At 51.4% G+C, this 13,490-nt stretch carries 16 protein-coding genes and 2 pseudogenes; 12 read left to right on the top strand and 6 right to left on the bottom strand.

Features of this window, described 5'->3' with window-relative positions; all coding sequences use genetic code 11:
• Positions 1-119 precede the first annotated feature (119 nt).
• Both HV355_RS24315 and HV355_RS22545 read left to right on the top strand, forming a co-directional pair.
• Positions 120-269, top strand: a pseudogene (locus HV355_RS24315) (DUF5431 family protein); the annotation flags it as partial.
• Positions 214-339 (top strand): type I toxin-antitoxin system Hok family toxin, encoded by a 126-nt coding sequence (locus tag HV355_RS22545; RefSeq protein WP_224753136.1) that lies wholly within the window; start codon positions 214-216, stop codon positions 337-339. The pseudogene HV355_RS24315 and the gene HV355_RS22545, both read left to right, overlap by 56 nt.
• 342 nt (positions 340-681) lie before the next feature.
• On the opposite strand, the pseudogene HV355_RS24310 reads toward HV355_RS22545, so the two are convergent.
• Positions 682-868: pseudogene (locus HV355_RS24310) on the bottom strand (hypothetical protein); the annotation flags it as partial.
• Positions 869-1,216: 348 nt separating this feature from the next.
• Here HV355_RS24310 and HV355_RS22540 point away from each other — a divergent pair.
• From HV355_RS22540 to HV355_RS22525, 4 genes are all read left to right on the top strand, one after another.
• The gene (locus HV355_RS22540) at positions 1,217-1,489 is read left to right on the top strand and encodes a hypothetical protein (protein ID WP_045891937.1); all 273 of its coding nucleotides are present in this window, start codon (positions 1,217-1,219) and stop codon (positions 1,487-1,489) included.
• A gap of 44 nt (positions 1,490-1,533) precedes the next feature.
• Entirely contained in the window at positions 1,534-1,893 is a 360-nt protein-coding gene (locus HV355_RS22535; RefSeq protein ID WP_045891845.1) for a hypothetical protein, read from the top strand.
• A gap of 87 nt (positions 1,894-1,980) precedes the next feature.
• A complete protein-coding gene (locus HV355_RS22530; protein ID WP_045347622.1) occupies positions 1,981-2,244 on the top strand; it encodes a hypothetical protein in 264 nt (87 codons plus the stop codon).
• Between the two features lie 39 nt (positions 2,245-2,283).
• On the top strand, positions 2,284-3,114 hold the full coding sequence (locus tag HV355_RS22525; RefSeq protein WP_182403551.1) for an N-6 DNA methylase: 831 nt from the start codon (positions 2,284-2,286) through the stop codon (positions 3,112-3,114).
• A gap of 18 nt (positions 3,115-3,132) precedes the next feature.
• On the opposite strand, the gene HV355_RS22520 is transcribed toward HV355_RS22525, so the two are convergent.
• A complete protein-coding gene (locus tag HV355_RS22520) occupies positions 3,133-3,360 on the bottom strand; it encodes an XRE family transcriptional regulator (RefSeq protein WP_346010243.1) in 228 nt (75 codons plus the stop codon).
• Between the two features lie 784 nt (positions 3,361-4,144).
• Here HV355_RS22520 and HV355_RS22515 point away from each other — a divergent pair.
• Both HV355_RS22515 and HV355_RS22510 read left to right on the top strand, forming a co-directional pair.
• Positions 4,145-4,387: a hypothetical protein gene (locus HV355_RS22515; RefSeq protein WP_045891840.1), complete on the top strand. Its 243-nt coding sequence runs from the start codon at positions 4,145-4,147 to the stop codon at positions 4,385-4,387.
• Positions 4,388-4,469: 82 nt separating this feature from the next.
• Positions 4,470-5,036, top strand: coding sequence for a DUF5983 family protein (locus HV355_RS22510; protein ID WP_052696093.1), 567 nt, complete (start codon positions 4,470-4,472; stop codon positions 5,034-5,036).
• A gap of 91 nt (positions 5,037-5,127) precedes the next feature.
• Here HV355_RS22510 and HV355_RS22505 read toward each other — a convergent pair whose 3' ends face one another.
• Positions 5,128-5,436: a molybdopterin-guanine dinucleotide biosynthesis protein MobC gene (locus tag HV355_RS22505; protein WP_182403547.1), complete on the bottom strand. Its 309-nt coding sequence runs from the start codon at positions 5,434-5,436 to the stop codon at positions 5,128-5,130.
• A 230-nt stretch (positions 5,437-5,666) separates the two neighbouring features.
• Here HV355_RS22505 and mobA point away from each other — a divergent pair, with 230 nt between their 5' ends.
• From mobA to HV355_RS22485, 4 genes are all read left to right on the top strand, one after another.
• Positions 5,667-6,002, top strand: coding sequence for a plasmid mobilization protein MobA (gene mobA, locus HV355_RS22500; RefSeq protein ID WP_182403545.1), 336 nt, complete (start codon positions 5,667-5,669; stop codon positions 6,000-6,002).
• A 21-nt stretch (positions 6,003-6,023) separates the two neighbouring features.
• The gene (locus HV355_RS22495; RefSeq protein WP_182403543.1) at positions 6,024-8,723 is read left to right on the top strand and encodes a relaxase/mobilization nuclease domain-containing protein; all 2,700 of its coding nucleotides are present in this window, start codon (positions 6,024-6,026) and stop codon (positions 8,721-8,723) included.
• Positions 8,724-8,908: 185 nt separating this feature from the next.
• The gene (locus HV355_RS22490; protein WP_182403541.1) at positions 8,909-9,046 is read left to right on the top strand and encodes a hypothetical protein; all 138 of its coding nucleotides are present in this window, start codon (positions 8,909-8,911) and stop codon (positions 9,044-9,046) included.
• Positions 9,047-9,072: 26 nt separating this feature from the next.
• Complete coding sequence (locus tag HV355_RS22485) at positions 9,073-9,582, top strand: type II toxin-antitoxin system YafO family toxin (RefSeq protein ID WP_182403539.1); 510 nt, start codon at positions 9,073-9,075, stop codon at positions 9,580-9,582.
• Between the two features lie 61 nt (positions 9,583-9,643).
• Here the strand turns inward: HV355_RS22485 and HV355_RS22480 are convergent, their stop codons facing one another.
• The 3 genes from HV355_RS22480 to HV355_RS22470 all read right to left on the bottom strand — a co-directional run bounded on the left by HV355_RS22480 (position 9,644) and on the right by HV355_RS22470 (position 13,474).
• Positions 9,644-9,913, bottom strand: coding sequence for a hypothetical protein (locus HV355_RS22480; RefSeq protein ID WP_182403537.1), 270 nt, complete (start codon positions 9,911-9,913; stop codon positions 9,644-9,646).
• 72 nt (positions 9,914-9,985) lie between these two features.
• Positions 9,986-12,286: an F-type conjugative transfer protein TrbC gene (gene trbC, locus HV355_RS22475; RefSeq protein WP_065189788.1), complete on the bottom strand. Its 2,301-nt coding sequence runs from the start codon at positions 12,284-12,286 to the stop codon at positions 9,986-9,988.
• Positions 12,287-12,289: 3 nt separating this feature from the next.
• Positions 12,290-13,474: a thioredoxin fold domain-containing protein gene (locus HV355_RS22470; RefSeq protein WP_182403535.1), complete on the bottom strand. Its 1,185-nt coding sequence runs from the start codon at positions 13,472-13,474 to the stop codon at positions 12,290-12,292.
• Between the last annotated feature and the right edge of the window lie 16 nt (positions 13,475-13,490).

Raw genomic sequence — 13,490 nt, 5'->3', positions numbered from 1 at the left:
AATGGCGATGGCGCTTGAGGCTTTTTGCCTCATGACGTGAAGGTGGTTTGTTGCCGTGTTGTGTGGCAGAAAGCAGAAAGCCCCGTAGTTAATTTTCATTAACCCACGAGGCCCCCTGTATGTCTCAACAACAACAGTATGGCCTCTTACCGAGCTTAATGCAAGGAGGAGTAAACCATGAAACTGCCGCGAAGTACCGTTATCTGGTGCGTACTGATAGTGTGTCTCACACTGCTGATATTCACTTACCTGACGCGGAAATCGCTTTGCGAAATTCGCCTGAGGGACGGACAACGGGAGGTCGCTGCAATTCTGGCTTACGAATCCAACGGTAAGTAGCAACCTGGAGGCGGGGGAAACCCCGCCTTTTCAGGGCTGAGTTGGTTTGACATGCCTGAAGCGCCTTTATGAAGGGGTTGCCGGTTCGCCGGTAGCCCCTTTTTCCATCCCGACGCGACCGCACGCCTGAACTTCCGGGACGGACCGTACCCCTGCGGGGGCGGGGGAAGCGGGGCGCGCCTCCGGCGCTGCCCCTCTGCTCCGTCTGGTATGTCCTCGCTCAATCACTCAATTCACGGCTGCTGTTAATTCACACTGTTGCGATTAGTCTGCTGAGGCTGTGCTTCAGGCTGGACTTTTCCGTGTGCCTCATCCTGTCTGTTTTGATCGATTTCCTGCTGGTTAGTTCTCTTCGCTACAGTTCCGTGATGGCCAAAGCCAGAAAGACGGGCAGGGCAATGGCCACCTTCGGCTCCTGGCCCGCGTGGCGGTCCAGTCGTCGAGCCCCACTCCGCCAGGCAGCTGCTTACGCACCAGCCAGTCTCCGCCGAACCCGCAAGCGGTTTCGGGCTATCGCTAGGGTCTGATGGCAAAGGTCAACAGCTGCGGCTTCTCCGGCCGTACCGTCCGGAACGCCTTCACCGCGTCGGCGAAGCCGTCGCTTTAATGGCGCCACGCCGTTCCGACGTGTCGGGTGTGTGCATCCTGTTCGCCCGCGTGAGCCCATCCCCCGTGTGTCCTCACGCGGAGGGCTGGTCGTAGCACCGTCAGGTCGTCATCCAAAGGGTTAAGTGAACGCCGCCAAAACTTTTTGCAAGGGACTGCAAAAACTTTTGTCTGCGCCCTTTTCCTGCCGCCCCGCCGTCGCTCCTTTGCCCTTTGCCGCGAGAGAACTCACCAGGGAGATGGGCAACCATCACCACAGGAGAAAACCAGGATGCACACACGAAACGTCAACGTCAAAACCGCCGCTCAAGAATCTTCCAGGAAGATGGAGGAAGAACAAAACCCTGTTTCTGTCGCGCAGGAATGGGTGGCACAGGCCACTGCGCTGAAAGCGGGTGTCACTGTCACCGTGTCTGAAGTATCCCGATACGGCGATGTGCAGGTGGAAATCCGCACCAACGGAACGCTTAACTGGCGCGCCTGGTCGTTTGAACCGGATTTTCTTTTTGATCTGAAACGCAACCTGCAATACGTACAGCAGTAACCCACGCCGGATATCCGGCATGTACTAATAAAAGGAGATAAACCATGCATTTACACACGACTGATTCTTTCGCTTCTCTTGATTCCAGCGCCAGCGCTGAATCTGAAATGGCCTACTGGCTGAGCCGCGAAAAGTCCGCACTGATCGCCCCCGTGGAAATCGATGTGAACAAATTCCACGATGCGGCGGGAATGCACCCACCGATGATCAACTGGCGTTGTGATACCGCGCAGGACACTGAAACCTTCATGCTGGCAGAGATGATCTGTATGAACGTGACGGACATTTTTGTCCGTATTGGAAAGCGTTATTTCCGCGTACGTGATTACAGCAACCTGAATCACGCCGATATCGTGGAGAAGGTGAAAGCAGCATTCAGCCCTGAGAACCAGAGCCAGAAATGAAAAAAGCAGGCTTACGCCTGCTCCATCCACGCCGGATTTGAGCGATTCCAACGAAAAAATCCGGCCTTCACCAAAAGGAACAAACCCATGCAATTCAGTGAAGTTTCGATTGTTACACCAACCGCCCTCTATGTCCAGATGCAGGAGGCTCAAAACGCGCCCGTGAAAAAGCAGGTGCGTATCAAACGCGGTGAAATTGCCAGCAATGCCCTCAGTCCGGAAATGAGGGCACTGGGGCGTCATATTGCGCACTGCCGGAAAAAGGGGCGATCCGTACGTATTCCCGCCATGCGCGGGAGCGAGTGGGGTCATGTGCTGCGTACGCTTGAACTGAGCCGCGCCTGTAACTGACAACAACGCCGCCCCCGACGGGGCGGCAGGAGAAAAGCCATGACCCAGATTAGTTTTGCCGATTTCTTCAATGAGACAAAAAAGCGCGGAGCCGCCCGCCCTGTCGTGCAGGCGGCTCCGGCTGTCCAGTCCGAGCCAGCCCTCACGCGCCTTATCAGCATCGACACCGCGCGTAAGCAGTTTATCAGTCTGTTTAACCAGACTGCCCGCCACCTTCACCGCTGGGATGTATTCAGCGATTTTGTCAGACTTGCCGCGAGCGAACTGGATATTGCGCGGGTGAGAACGCCAGAGAACGCGGAAAATTGCTGGAAGATCTGCGCGCGATACGACGCTGACGATATCCGCAATTTTCATGAGTTGTTCCGCCTGATGGTGTGTGCGCTGGAGGCTAAATTCCATGACTTCATCGGCTCAATTTTTATGGAGCTTGAGCTGGGGTCGGGAGGTATGGGGCAATATTTTACCCCCTATTCTGTCCAGTCAATGATGGCCAGAATGCTGGTTTCCGGCATTAAAGAGACGGTCACGCGGGAGGGTATCGCGACGATAAGCGATCCGGCCTGCGGTTCGGCAGGAATGATTATTGCCTATGCTGAATGTCTGCTTGAGGCGGATATCAATCCGTCCGCGCACCTGTTCGCCAGTTGCATCGATATTGATCCGGTTGCTGCCGATATGGCATTTATCCAGTTGTCTCTTTTGGGGATTGCGGCGGAGGTGGTGACAGGGAACACGCTCACGATGCAGTTCAATCGTGTACGTTATACGCCTGTGTACTATCTCAACGACTTTGAAGCGAAGCTGAACACTCAGCGCAGACTTAAAGCCATGATGGACTTTATGCGCGATATATCGAAAGCCGCCTGATAAGGGCAGGGGAGGTGCTCAGCGCCTCCCGATGAGTCCAGCTGCGCCGGTTTGTGTCTGGATCATGGTAATTATCTTTTCTTTGGTGGTTTTCCGGTGTCCGAAGGAAGGAACAGCAGCAGCGATAGAAAGTGTCACGGTTGCCAGCTCTACTACCCGCGATACCTTTTCCGACTTCTCGTAAACTTTCCATGTTCGCAGGCTGACTCCAAGCTCTTCGGCCGCCCTGTCACTGCTCCAGTTCATACCTTTTCGCCATAAACGAAGTTCGTAACCCGTCATTTTCTGATACCTAAATAAGTGCAGATTATGCACTTATTTTAGTGTTTTTTTTGTGGGGAAGTACATATGAAAAAAGTGCAGATTCTGCACTTTTCTGGATTTTTTTTTGTGGATTAATTTGATGCTAAATGACGACGAAAAGCATGTCGTCAGGACTGACATCTGGGTACCTTCGGCTCCCCGTCGCTGCCGGGTCGTCGCCTGCACTTCGCGTGGTGGCCGTACGCCCACCGCGCTACGCGGAGCCGCACGCGTCTCCGTCCTGACGGATAGCAAGCGATACCTTAACCGATCCCGCTTGCAGCTGCCGTTCCGGCAGCGCCGCTCCCACTGACCGCCACGGCGGCCGCAAGGGAACGCCGGATTAACCGGCGCCTTCTGCCGTCCTGTCCGTTTCTGCCGTGAAAGCCTTTCATTACTTATGCACTCTGACAGAGCGCCTCTGTTCAGCAAGGGACGCTGACGCTTTCCGTCCAGATTTTTTCTCGCAGGCTCCAAATAATCTGTCCTTCACCCCTGCTTTCCATCGTCACCCTGTCAGGGCATTAGCGTAATGAAGGCATTTCCCTCATTGCAAGAAAACGGAAAAGGACGACGGCAGAAAAGGCCGGGTGGCCTGCAAGATTTGCGTCGTAAGACGCGCAGGATATTGCCGAAAGACTGGCAATAAAAAAGCAGGGCGGGTGCCCTGCCTGTTTACACGAGCTGCTGTAACAGCTCGTTATCACAATGACTCTGAGGAGGCACTATGAAAGACCAGTTCATCGTCGCATGTCGCGAATACTTTGTAAAGGAGCGAGTTAAAACCCGTCATCCACGGAAAACCCGCGAAACGTTGAAACCAGACGCTATCGCGCCACATCTGAAACAACTGGGGACATCACTTGTCCGTTGCGGGCGTATTCATAAACCGATCCATATTCCAGCACTTAACGGGGCTGAATGGGATCACGTCCTGAGTACGCTTGAGCTTTCCCGTGCGTACGCCTGATAACCACCGCCCTGCAACGGGGCGGTAATTTAATAACACAGTGCCGGAGTATTATCCGGCACATTTTTGGAAGGAATGGAACATGCCATACTACATATCCAGTGCGCCTCATGGCGTCACCTGTATCCGTCTTGATAACGGTGATGAAGCTCTCTTTGTAAATGGAGAACTGATTTCCTCATGTACAGCCAGTGAACTTTATCCGCGTATTATTGCATCAGGGTTGAACCTGTCGACGGCACTTAGCTTGCCATTTAAACAGCTTACTGCTCAGGTTCCTGATAACCCTAAATGGACATGGGAGGATGTTACTGCATCGCTCGGATGGGTACAGCGTACTGAAATTAATCACAAAGTTTTGCGTTCTGTTCTGGAATGTAGTCTGAGCCATATTACGCGGAGGGATAGCGAGATTCTGAGCGAACTATGTCACGCCGAGTATGAAAGCGAATGGATCCATGAATCCGATTTGGGTTACATCATTCGTGTTGATGCCGTCAGTTATCCGCTTCTCATTCTGAAACGTCATGGTATTTCAAAAGCGGCGAGAATAGTGATTTACACTGCCATGATTAAGGCTGATATCAGCATGGTTCATTTTACTTCATGGGGAGAAATGTTGGCTGGCGTTCCGACGTTCGAATGGTAGTTACTACATCATTTTTCTTCGAACCTGGCTGAAAAAAAATTTCAGCCAGGTAAGAAAAGTATCAGTACATCACATCTTCAGGATGCAGGAATTATTTCATTGGTGATGACGAATTCCCTGCCGTCAACCTGCGATTTTTACGGGCTGGTTTGTTTTTATCAGCATCACGTACGATTTCACGAAGCGCTCTCTCACTGATTTCATACCCCGTGGTTTTTAGTGTCTCTTTAATGTCTGAGACCGTGTAACCTTTCGTTTTGACCAGTGCTAACAGGTCGTCACGGATTGCATCCAGAAATTCCTTTTGTGATTTTCGCTGAGGTGTCAGATCCGGTAATCCAGCCAGAGCAACTTTTGCCAGCTCGATATCTTCATCTGAATAGAATGCCTTCTTACTCATCTTCTTACCTCTTTCAGAATATTGTCATCTAAATCATAACATTGACCAAAGAAAAGTGGCAGTGCTACGCACTGCCTATGCCGTCAAATCGCCACTAGGCGAAACAGACAGCGAAGCGTATAATGTCTCAAAAGACGGGACAGGATGTGCATTTGTAATACCGCGCACGCACGATATTACAAATGCCACCTGGTCAGGGCTCCGCCCCGACACCCGAGTAAGGAGCACACATGAGCGACAAAGCATCCCGAAGGGGAAGTGATAAACGGCAGAAAACCGTAATCAAGACCCTGAGATTCACGCCGGATGAAATCGAAGAGATTGAACAGAATGCGGAAGCAGCGGGGCAAAGCGTATCGGCTTATATCCGTAACGCAGCGATGAACAGAAAGATGATTTCACTCATCGACGACAGCTTTATGACAGAGCTTTTAAGGCTGGGGAGACTGCAAAAGCATCTCTTTGTTGAAGGTAAACGAGTGGGGGATAAAGAGTACTCCACGGTCCTTGTCGCAATAACAGAACTGTCGACCACGCTCAGAAACAAACTCATGAGTAACGATTAGCACGGAGAGAAGAACAACATCATGATCCCGGTTATTCCACCGAAACGACAAGACGGCAAGTCCTCCTTTGGGGACCTGGTGTCGTACGTTTCTGTTCGTGATGAACCGCGCGATGATGATTTAATGGAAGCCGTGATAGCTTCCGGTACAAAGCCAGAAATGCCGCACAGCAGTCGCTTTTCCCGTCTGGTTGACTACGCCACTAAGCTGCGCGATGAGTCGTTTATCTCGCTGGTTGATGTGATGCCTGACGGCGGGGAATGGGTGAATTTTTACGGTGTGACCTGTTTCCACAACTGCACATCAATTGAAAGTGCAGCAGAAGAAATGGAGTTCTCCGCCCGTAAAGCGAAGTTTGCCCATAACAAAAGCGACCCTGTATTCCACTATATTTTGAGCTGGCAATCTCATGAAAGCCCGCGCCCGGAACAGATTTACGGTTCGGTCAGCCATACACTTTCCCGTCTCGGTTTAGTCGGCCATCAGTTCGTTGCTGCCGTTCACACTGACACGGATAATCTCCACGTTCACATCGCTGTAAACCGCGTACATCCGGAGACTGGTTATCTTAACCGTCTTGCTTACAGCCAGGAAAAACTGAGTAAGGCCTGTCGTGAGCTGGAGCTCAAACATGGCTTTTCGCCAGACAATGGCTGCTATGTGATTGCCCCTGATAATCGTATTGTTCGTCGTACTTCTGTTGAACGCGATCGTCAAAGTGCCTGGAAACGTGATCGTAATCAGAGCCTGAGAGAATATATCGCTGACACGGCAATAGCTGGTTTACGGGAGTCACCTGTTACCGACTGGTCTTCTCTCCATCAGCGTTTTGCGAAAGAAGGTCTGTTTTTGACAAAGGATAGCGGCGAGCTAAAAGTGAAGGATGGGTGGGACAGTGAACGTCCTGGTGTTACGCTTTCCGCGTTTGGTCATGCTTTTGATACCGATAAACTTACTCGTAAACTGGGCGAGTTTGTTCCCCCTGCACAGGACATTTTCTCGCAAGTTCCGGCTGTCGGTCGCTACGAACCAGACAAGGTTATTATGCCGTCTCGCCCTGAACGGATGACAGAGAAAGAATCCTTATCTGACTATGCGATAGCACGTTTACGTGCGCCGCTGATTGCACTTGATCAGGATCCAACGCAACGAACCATACAGTCAGTGCATACGCTTCTGGCACAGTCTGGACTGTATCTGAAAGAACAGCATGACCGTCTGGTTATCTGTGACGGGTATGACCCAACGCGCACACCTGTCAGGGCGGAGCGTGTGTGGCCTGCACTAACGAAGTCTACTCTGGACTCGTATAAAGGAGGCTGGCAGCCGGTACCGAAAGACATTTTCCAGCAAGTTCCCCCTGCGGAACAGTTCACCGGCGGCGGTCTGGAAGCCACTCCAGTATCCGATCGGGAATGGCGAAAACTGCGAACAGGTTCGGGCCCGCAGGGAGCGCTGAAACGTGAGATTTTCTCTGATAAGGAAAGCCTCTGGGGTTATGCGGTTTCACACTGCCGTAAGGACATTGAGTTGCTTATCGGCAGTAAACAATTTTCCTGGGAACGCTGTCATGAGCTACTGGCTCGTCAGGGATTACTGCTGATGCGCGAGCAGCAGGGACTGGTCGTGATGGACGCTTACAATCACGAACAGACCCCTGTAAAGGCCAGCCACGTTCATCCTGATCTGACGCTTGCGCGTGCGGAACCTCATGCTGGTTCGTTTGTTTCGGTGCCGGCAGACATCTTTGAACGTGTTAAGCCGGTCAGCCGTTACAATCCGGAACTGGCCGTGAGCGACCGCGATATTCCTGGTATGAAGCGTGATCCTGAATTGCGTCGCCAGCGCCGTGAAGCGCGCGCAGCTGCGCGAGAAGATCTGAAAGCCCGTTATGCAGCCTGGCGGGCTAACTGGCAGCGCCCTGATTTGCATGGCCGTGAACGTTACCAGGCGATTCATGACGAATGCAGGATGCGTAAAGCGCGCATCCGCATCGAACATCGTGACCCTCTGGTGAGGAAGCTGCATTATCATATTGCAGAGCTTCAGCGCATGCAGGCACTGATTGCGCTGAAAGAAACCATGAAGGCTGAACGAGCTGAGCTTATCGGGCAGGGGAAATGGTATCCGCCGTCTTACCGGCAGTGGGTTGAAGCTGAAGCGGTGAAAGGTGACAAGGCTGCTATATCGCAGCTGAGAGGATGGGATTACCGGGATCGTCGTGGTAATGCGGTGAAATCCACAACAGACAACCGCTGTGTCGTTATCTGTGAGCCAGGCGGAACGCCGATGTATTCTGGTGTTCCTGGTCTGCGGGCTTCACTGAAGAAGAACGGTCGCGTCCAGTTCCGCGATCCGGAGACAGGCCGTCATATTTGTACCGACTATGGCGACAGGGTAATTTTCCGGAACACCGGCGATTACGATGCGCTCAAGCGTGATATGGTCAAAGTAGCGCCGGTTCTCTTTAGCCGTTCTCCTACTGTTGCGATGGCACCGGAAGGGAATGATGAACAGTTCAACACAGCATTTGCTAGGATGGTGGCATGGCACAATGTGAACCATCGCGATGACGGTGAATATCAGATCTCGCGGTCGGATGTCGACCAGTTACGTGTTGAAAGCGAGATGCGCTTTGCTGAAATGGCGATTCATGGTAGCAATCCGGAACCTGTGCGTAATGAGCCAGGATCAAACTGGAAGCCGCCTTCACCTTTGTAAAGCTTTAACTATTTTTGTACATCCTAAAATATCCGTAACGCTCGTGTGTAATGTCTGTTTCTTAAACAGCTTGATGGCTGGAGGGGGAGGTGTGCTATTATTAGTACATGAAAGAACTTCAGCTCTTGAGGTTGAGTTCTATTAGGCCAGCCTGATAGCCGTAAAACGGCAAGGAGAAAGTGAAAATGGCTGTTAAACAAAGACCTGGTGCCGGTGACGCCAGTAATGAAAAAATGCTCCGTTTAGCTGCGGCTGTTCGTCAGTTGCGAGTTCCTTCTTCCCAAGGGGCTATTAAAGCAGAAAGAAAATTGCACAAGGCATAAACCTCATGGATGTGAGTTGCATGAGAATGGAATCAACTTCAGATGATGGGCATGAGCTTGTCTTTGCTGTAGATGCTGAGCTGGATATTCCTGACGAACGCCTTACTGACTTTCAGGATATTTACAACGATTTCATTGAATACAAATCAGTAAGTGCGGATTTCGGTAACCTACCTCGCCCTCCAGATCATGTCCAAATGGAGTTTCTTACCGCAGTTGACTTATTTGGTAAAGATCTTCCCAATTTTTTTCCCAAGCCGATAGCGAAGCGTGAACAACTCCATCATTTGCATGTTTTTGACGGCACGAATGACTGGAGTGTCAACCGCTGGAAGCAGAGTGAACAGTCTAAAAGAAGTAGTGATAGCCTTTTGTTTTACTCCTACTTTGAGCATAAAAATGTTCATTATTTTTATATCCTTAAATTTATTCAAGCACCTGACGGTCATGCTTTTCAAAGCGAAGAAAATACAACAGGTACGCTATCCAAACGTGCTGCGGTTTATCGACTTCAAACTACCGGCATAAAAAGCTGACTTGATTAGTAAAACTCTGTCCATATGCTACAAACAAAAAAGGCCGCTTTCGCGGCCTTTTTTAGTTGAATGCAATGCGTGGGACTACTTCCCATTCAGCATGGTCATTCTTTAAAACACATTTGTATTCCGAACCGTCATGTTTTATCTGCAGCCCGACGGTATATAGCTTTTCGCCATCGGAACAGGCGTACACCTTCTGCTGGTTCGTGAGGAGGATGTTGCGGATTTCTGTCAACTGCGCCACGGCATCGGTGTCGATAACGGGCTGGGGCGCTGCAGCGGCAACGCATGAAAAACCAAAGAGGGCGGCAAATAGTAGCTTCTTCATTTCATTTCCTTCAGTTCTATATCATTTTGTTTATCGGCAGCGGTTCCTGAAACAAGACAATTTTTTGAACTATCACTCTGGCCACTCCATATCCGGATGTGGTGAATCAGGCAGTTTCGGGGAGATAAATGGCTCGTTTCGATATCTGGAAGGAGGAATATAAGCCGGCTGCGGGAGTGTCAGCGTTCTCAGTATCGCATCTGGTGCGAGCTGAATTTCTTCAGCGCTTACTTGCGTCGGTTCCGATTCAGGCTTATTAAGCGTGATGTACCGTATTGTACGTTCCGCCATAGTGGTTGTTCTGATTACCTCCAGCGCTTCTTCCCAGAGGTTTTCTTCCCGTCCACGGTGGTCCGTATCATATTCAGTCATCAGATTATGCGCTTCCTGGCGATTGGCCAGACGCTGCTGAAAGGTATCGATTATCTTCCAGGGTTCAGCTTTTGCCGCTTTACGCCGACGCGAGGGCTTTTCTGTCAGAACACCAATGATTTTGCTGACGTTCTCCGGAGCCGGAAGACGGCGCTGCGCTGTTCGTGGAACAAGTTTACGTAGTTGCTTAAGGTTCGGAGGGTTAATCGTGATGTATCGGTTGATAATGACGGGTGCATTGCACGTTTTGTCCTGCGGCTCGATGTAGAAGGATGCTCCCGGAACCGGATCGCCCTGAAACACCGTGTAGTTCTCACCTGGCTGCAATTTAATCAGATCCTGCACATTGATTTTGTTCTCCATCTGAATATTGATGTGGTCGCCATCGATCCAGGAGGTACCAATGATACCGTCACGCCGTTGCAGACTGACCATGTTCGCCCGGGCTTCCTGTCCTGCGGCATTAGTGATTGTCTTTGCCGTTTTATCATCACTTACGATTTTACCCGCAACCTTAGTGCCGGCGTTTTGCATCAGGGTGGCAACGTTTGTGGCTGAGGTCTGGCTTTCAATGCGCTCCTGGTCCTGGCTCATCATGACGATAGAAAAGTCCAGGGAACGTACCTGTGTGGCCTGAACGGCAATACGCTCGGTATAATAGGCTCCCACCTCGTCGAGATAGTTCATGTAGGGGAAGGGGCCTTTGTATTTGGTGATTTCGAGAGCTTCGGAATCTAGCCCTTCCAGACGATGTCCCAGGTCCCGGGCCAGTATCATGCTCTGCTGGGTAACAAACATTCTCCCCAGTGCAGAGGTTGTGTGCTGAGAGGTGTTCATTGCCGGGATAAGGACCAGGAGTATCCGGTCGCTGTGAATGCTGTCGCGAATATCAATGTCACCGGCATCCTCAGCGAAGATATTACCGAACGTTTCCGTAAATGTGTTGAAGGTTTCTAGAAACTGCCCAGTCAGGTAGCTGTGCTGCTTGCGCGGCTCTTCTGTCCAGGCTGAAGGCTGGCGAACGGTGGCCATATCGAAACCCGGTACGTCTACCAGATAATTATAGATCGGAGAGACAGCTTCCTCTGGCCATTGATCGTCTATGGCACGGCAGTAAAGCTCTGCCAGCTTCTCCAGTGGCATAAACTCGCGCAGCAGCTGCAACGACATGGTTTTGTTTTCACGGACGCAATAGAACTTTGTGCCAAAAACCAGCGCCTTGTTCATTGCAATTGCTCTGGACTGCCATTCTCCCCCCTGTACGTTGGTCGGTAGCATTGATTGCATCGTCTCAGCAACAAAGGCCTCAGTGCTATAGCAGAAGGGGTTCCACTGGTGAGACTGTGGCCGACTTTTATCACCGTTGTGGATCATCTCACTGCGGGACATGCCGCTATTCATGAAGTTGATGTACTCCACATCATCCTCACGCCCAAAGCGGCGGGCCAGGTAGTAGCAGGTGCGCGCCGTGTCGTTCTGCGCCTTGCCGTCAACAAAGGTGAAGCCCCGACCCCAGCAAAATGAATTGAGCATCCACGCATAGATGGTTTCGGTTTTCCCTCCACCGGTCGAGGCAAAGAACATCACATGACGGGTCAGGTCATCAATGGTGAGCCAGAGTTCGCGCCCGATATCATTCATTCGCCTGTAGCCGAGATAGAATATTCCCTTACCTTTACTTTCCTGCGTTGTTTCATACTGAAACAGTGAGGGGAACCTTCTGAACAGGCTGCGCCGTACCTTCCGGTCTTCAGAGGGGTCTACTTTATTCAGGTGGACAGGCATTCGCATGGGCATACGCCAGCGGTGTGTTCCAAAGCTGATGCTGGCCACGATGGCTAGCAAAAGCAAAAGCGGTATGGCGAGTGGCCAGATAAACCCCGCCACCACACTTCCTGCCATAATTCCGGCATACAGCAGGTGGTCGCGCAAAAGCTCAAGAACAGGGGAGTTCCAGGCATTGCGCTTCATGAGCGCCTGGTTAACGGGCGTATAATTCATGGTTTACTCCTGGATACTGAGGGAACTCACAAAGCGGTCGACCTGTTCTGGTGACATTGGATCTGTAATTTTCAGGAAGTGATCAATTTTATCCGGCGCGGTCAGCATGCCCGTTGCCAGGCGAATGCCCGTGTCAGTCAGCACTGTCGGCGTACCTGAAAAACCAAAGGTGCGGAAGCCAGTATCGTTTACGGCTACTACGGCCTGAGCCGACGCGGAACACTCTGAGCTCACCTGTGGAGGTGTTGTCTGTCCCGGAACCAGCATACCTGCGTCCGGTCGGAAAAGATCACTCCATGCAACAGCACGAGCAGTCTGGTCCTTCTCGCATAAAACCGGAATGATCTTCTCTACAGCATCGCCGCCGTCATTCACGACTGATACAGGGAATACAACAACGTTGTAACGCTGCGCCAGCTGTTCGATTGCCGGCTCCATACTTCTGCAGACCGCACAGGTTGGATCGAGGAATGCATACAGCGTACGCTCATGCCCGGTTGAGAGCTGGATGGTGAACAGACCTCGATCGGTACTGCGCTTCAGTATTTCCACCATCTTCTGTCGCGCTGGCTGTTCCGTCGCTTCTTTTTTTACTGATGTGGTTGACGTTACCGCTGCCGGTGCTGTTTTCAGGGCTTCAGAAGGCGAAGCCGGTAAGGATTTATGACTTTCCTTCATAATATTCTGCATGTTGTCGGATTCAGCCTGGGCAGCCTGAATGACTGTATTGCCTGCCGCCGGGTTGGCTGGCTCCTGAACAGCGACAGTCTGCCGCGGCCGGGCCGGTGCGATTGCGCCTGGTTCTGCCGGGATAGTCATTGTCTGGTTTCCCACATTGAGTGAGAAATGGTTGTCCGTACCCAGGAGCCATAACGAAGATGCTATCAGCGCGCCGCTCACAAACAGGGCAAGGGACTTAATACGGCGTTTCATTATTGCCTTACTCTGGGTTTTGAGGTGTCGCGCTATGGTGTTGAAGACTTCCGCCGCATCGTGCATCGGGTCATCAAGAAGTGTCACGGCTTCTGCTGAATATGGATAAAAAGCGATGAGCTTTTTATCGTGGATGGCCATACGCTGAGGCTCACGAAAGGTGAACAGGGCCTGAGGAACACCATGTCCGTGTTGATGTAAAACCACAATGGTGTCGTTACAACGAAAGGTGGTGTAGGTGCTTTCTAGCGACATAATGAGACTCCAGTAG

Origin of the sequence: Enterobacter sp. RHBSTW-01064 (assembly GCF_014103035.1) — a bacterium.
Classification (GTDB): Bacteria; Pseudomonadota; Gammaproteobacteria; order Enterobacterales; family Enterobacteriaceae; genus Enterobacter; species Enterobacter mori.
The sequence above is the reverse complement of the archived record's forward strand: the minus strand, read 5'-3'. Positions and strand labels throughout refer to the sequence as shown.

Coding starts and splice junctions, on each gene's coding strand:
- HV355_RS22515 (WP_045891840.1), top strand. CDS start 4,145: ATGAAAGACCAGTTCATCGTCGCATGTCGCGAATACTTTGTAAAGGAG.
- HV355_RS22485 (WP_182403539.1), top strand. CDS start 9,073: ATGGAATCAACTTCAGATGATGGGCATGAGCTTGTCTTTGCTGTAGAT.
- HV355_RS22505 (WP_182403547.1), bottom strand. CDS start 5,436: ATGAGTAAGAAGGCATTCTATTCAGATGAAGATATCGAGCTGGCAAAA.
- HV355_RS22480 (WP_182403537.1), bottom strand. CDS start 9,913: ATGAAGAAGCTACTATTTGCCGCCCTCTTTGGTTTTTCATGCGTTGCC.
- HV355_RS22510 (WP_052696093.1), top strand. CDS start 4,470: ATGCCATACTACATATCCAGTGCGCCTCATGGCGTCACCTGTATCCGT.
- HV355_RS22470 (WP_182403535.1), bottom strand. CDS start 13,474: ATGTCGCTAGAAAGCACCTACACCACCTTTCGTTGTAACGACACCATT.
- HV355_RS22540 (WP_045891937.1), top strand. CDS start 1,217: ATGCACACACGAAACGTCAACGTCAAAACCGCCGCTCAAGAATCTTCC.
- trbC (WP_065189788.1), bottom strand. CDS start 12,286: ATGAATTATACGCCCGTTAACCAGGCGCTCATGAAGCGCAATGCCTGG.
- HV355_RS22535 (WP_045891845.1), top strand. CDS start 1,534: ATGCATTTACACACGACTGATTCTTTCGCTTCTCTTGATTCCAGCGCC.
- HV355_RS22525 (WP_182403551.1), top strand. CDS start 2,284: ATGACCCAGATTAGTTTTGCCGATTTCTTCAATGAGACAAAAAAGCGC.
- HV355_RS22495 (WP_182403543.1), top strand. CDS start 6,024: ATGATCCCGGTTATTCCACCGAAACGACAAGACGGCAAGTCCTCCTTT.
- mobA (WP_182403545.1), top strand. CDS start 5,667: ATGAGCGACAAAGCATCCCGAAGGGGAAGTGATAAACGGCAGAAAACC.
- HV355_RS22490 (WP_182403541.1), top strand. CDS start 8,909: ATGGCTGTTAAACAAAGACCTGGTGCCGGTGACGCCAGTAATGAAAAA.
- HV355_RS22530 (WP_045347622.1), top strand. CDS start 1,981: ATGCAATTCAGTGAAGTTTCGATTGTTACACCAACCGCCCTCTATGTC.
- HV355_RS22520 (WP_346010243.1), bottom strand. CDS start 3,360: ATGAACTGGAGCAGTGACAGGGCGGCCGAAGAGCTTGGAGTCAGCCTG.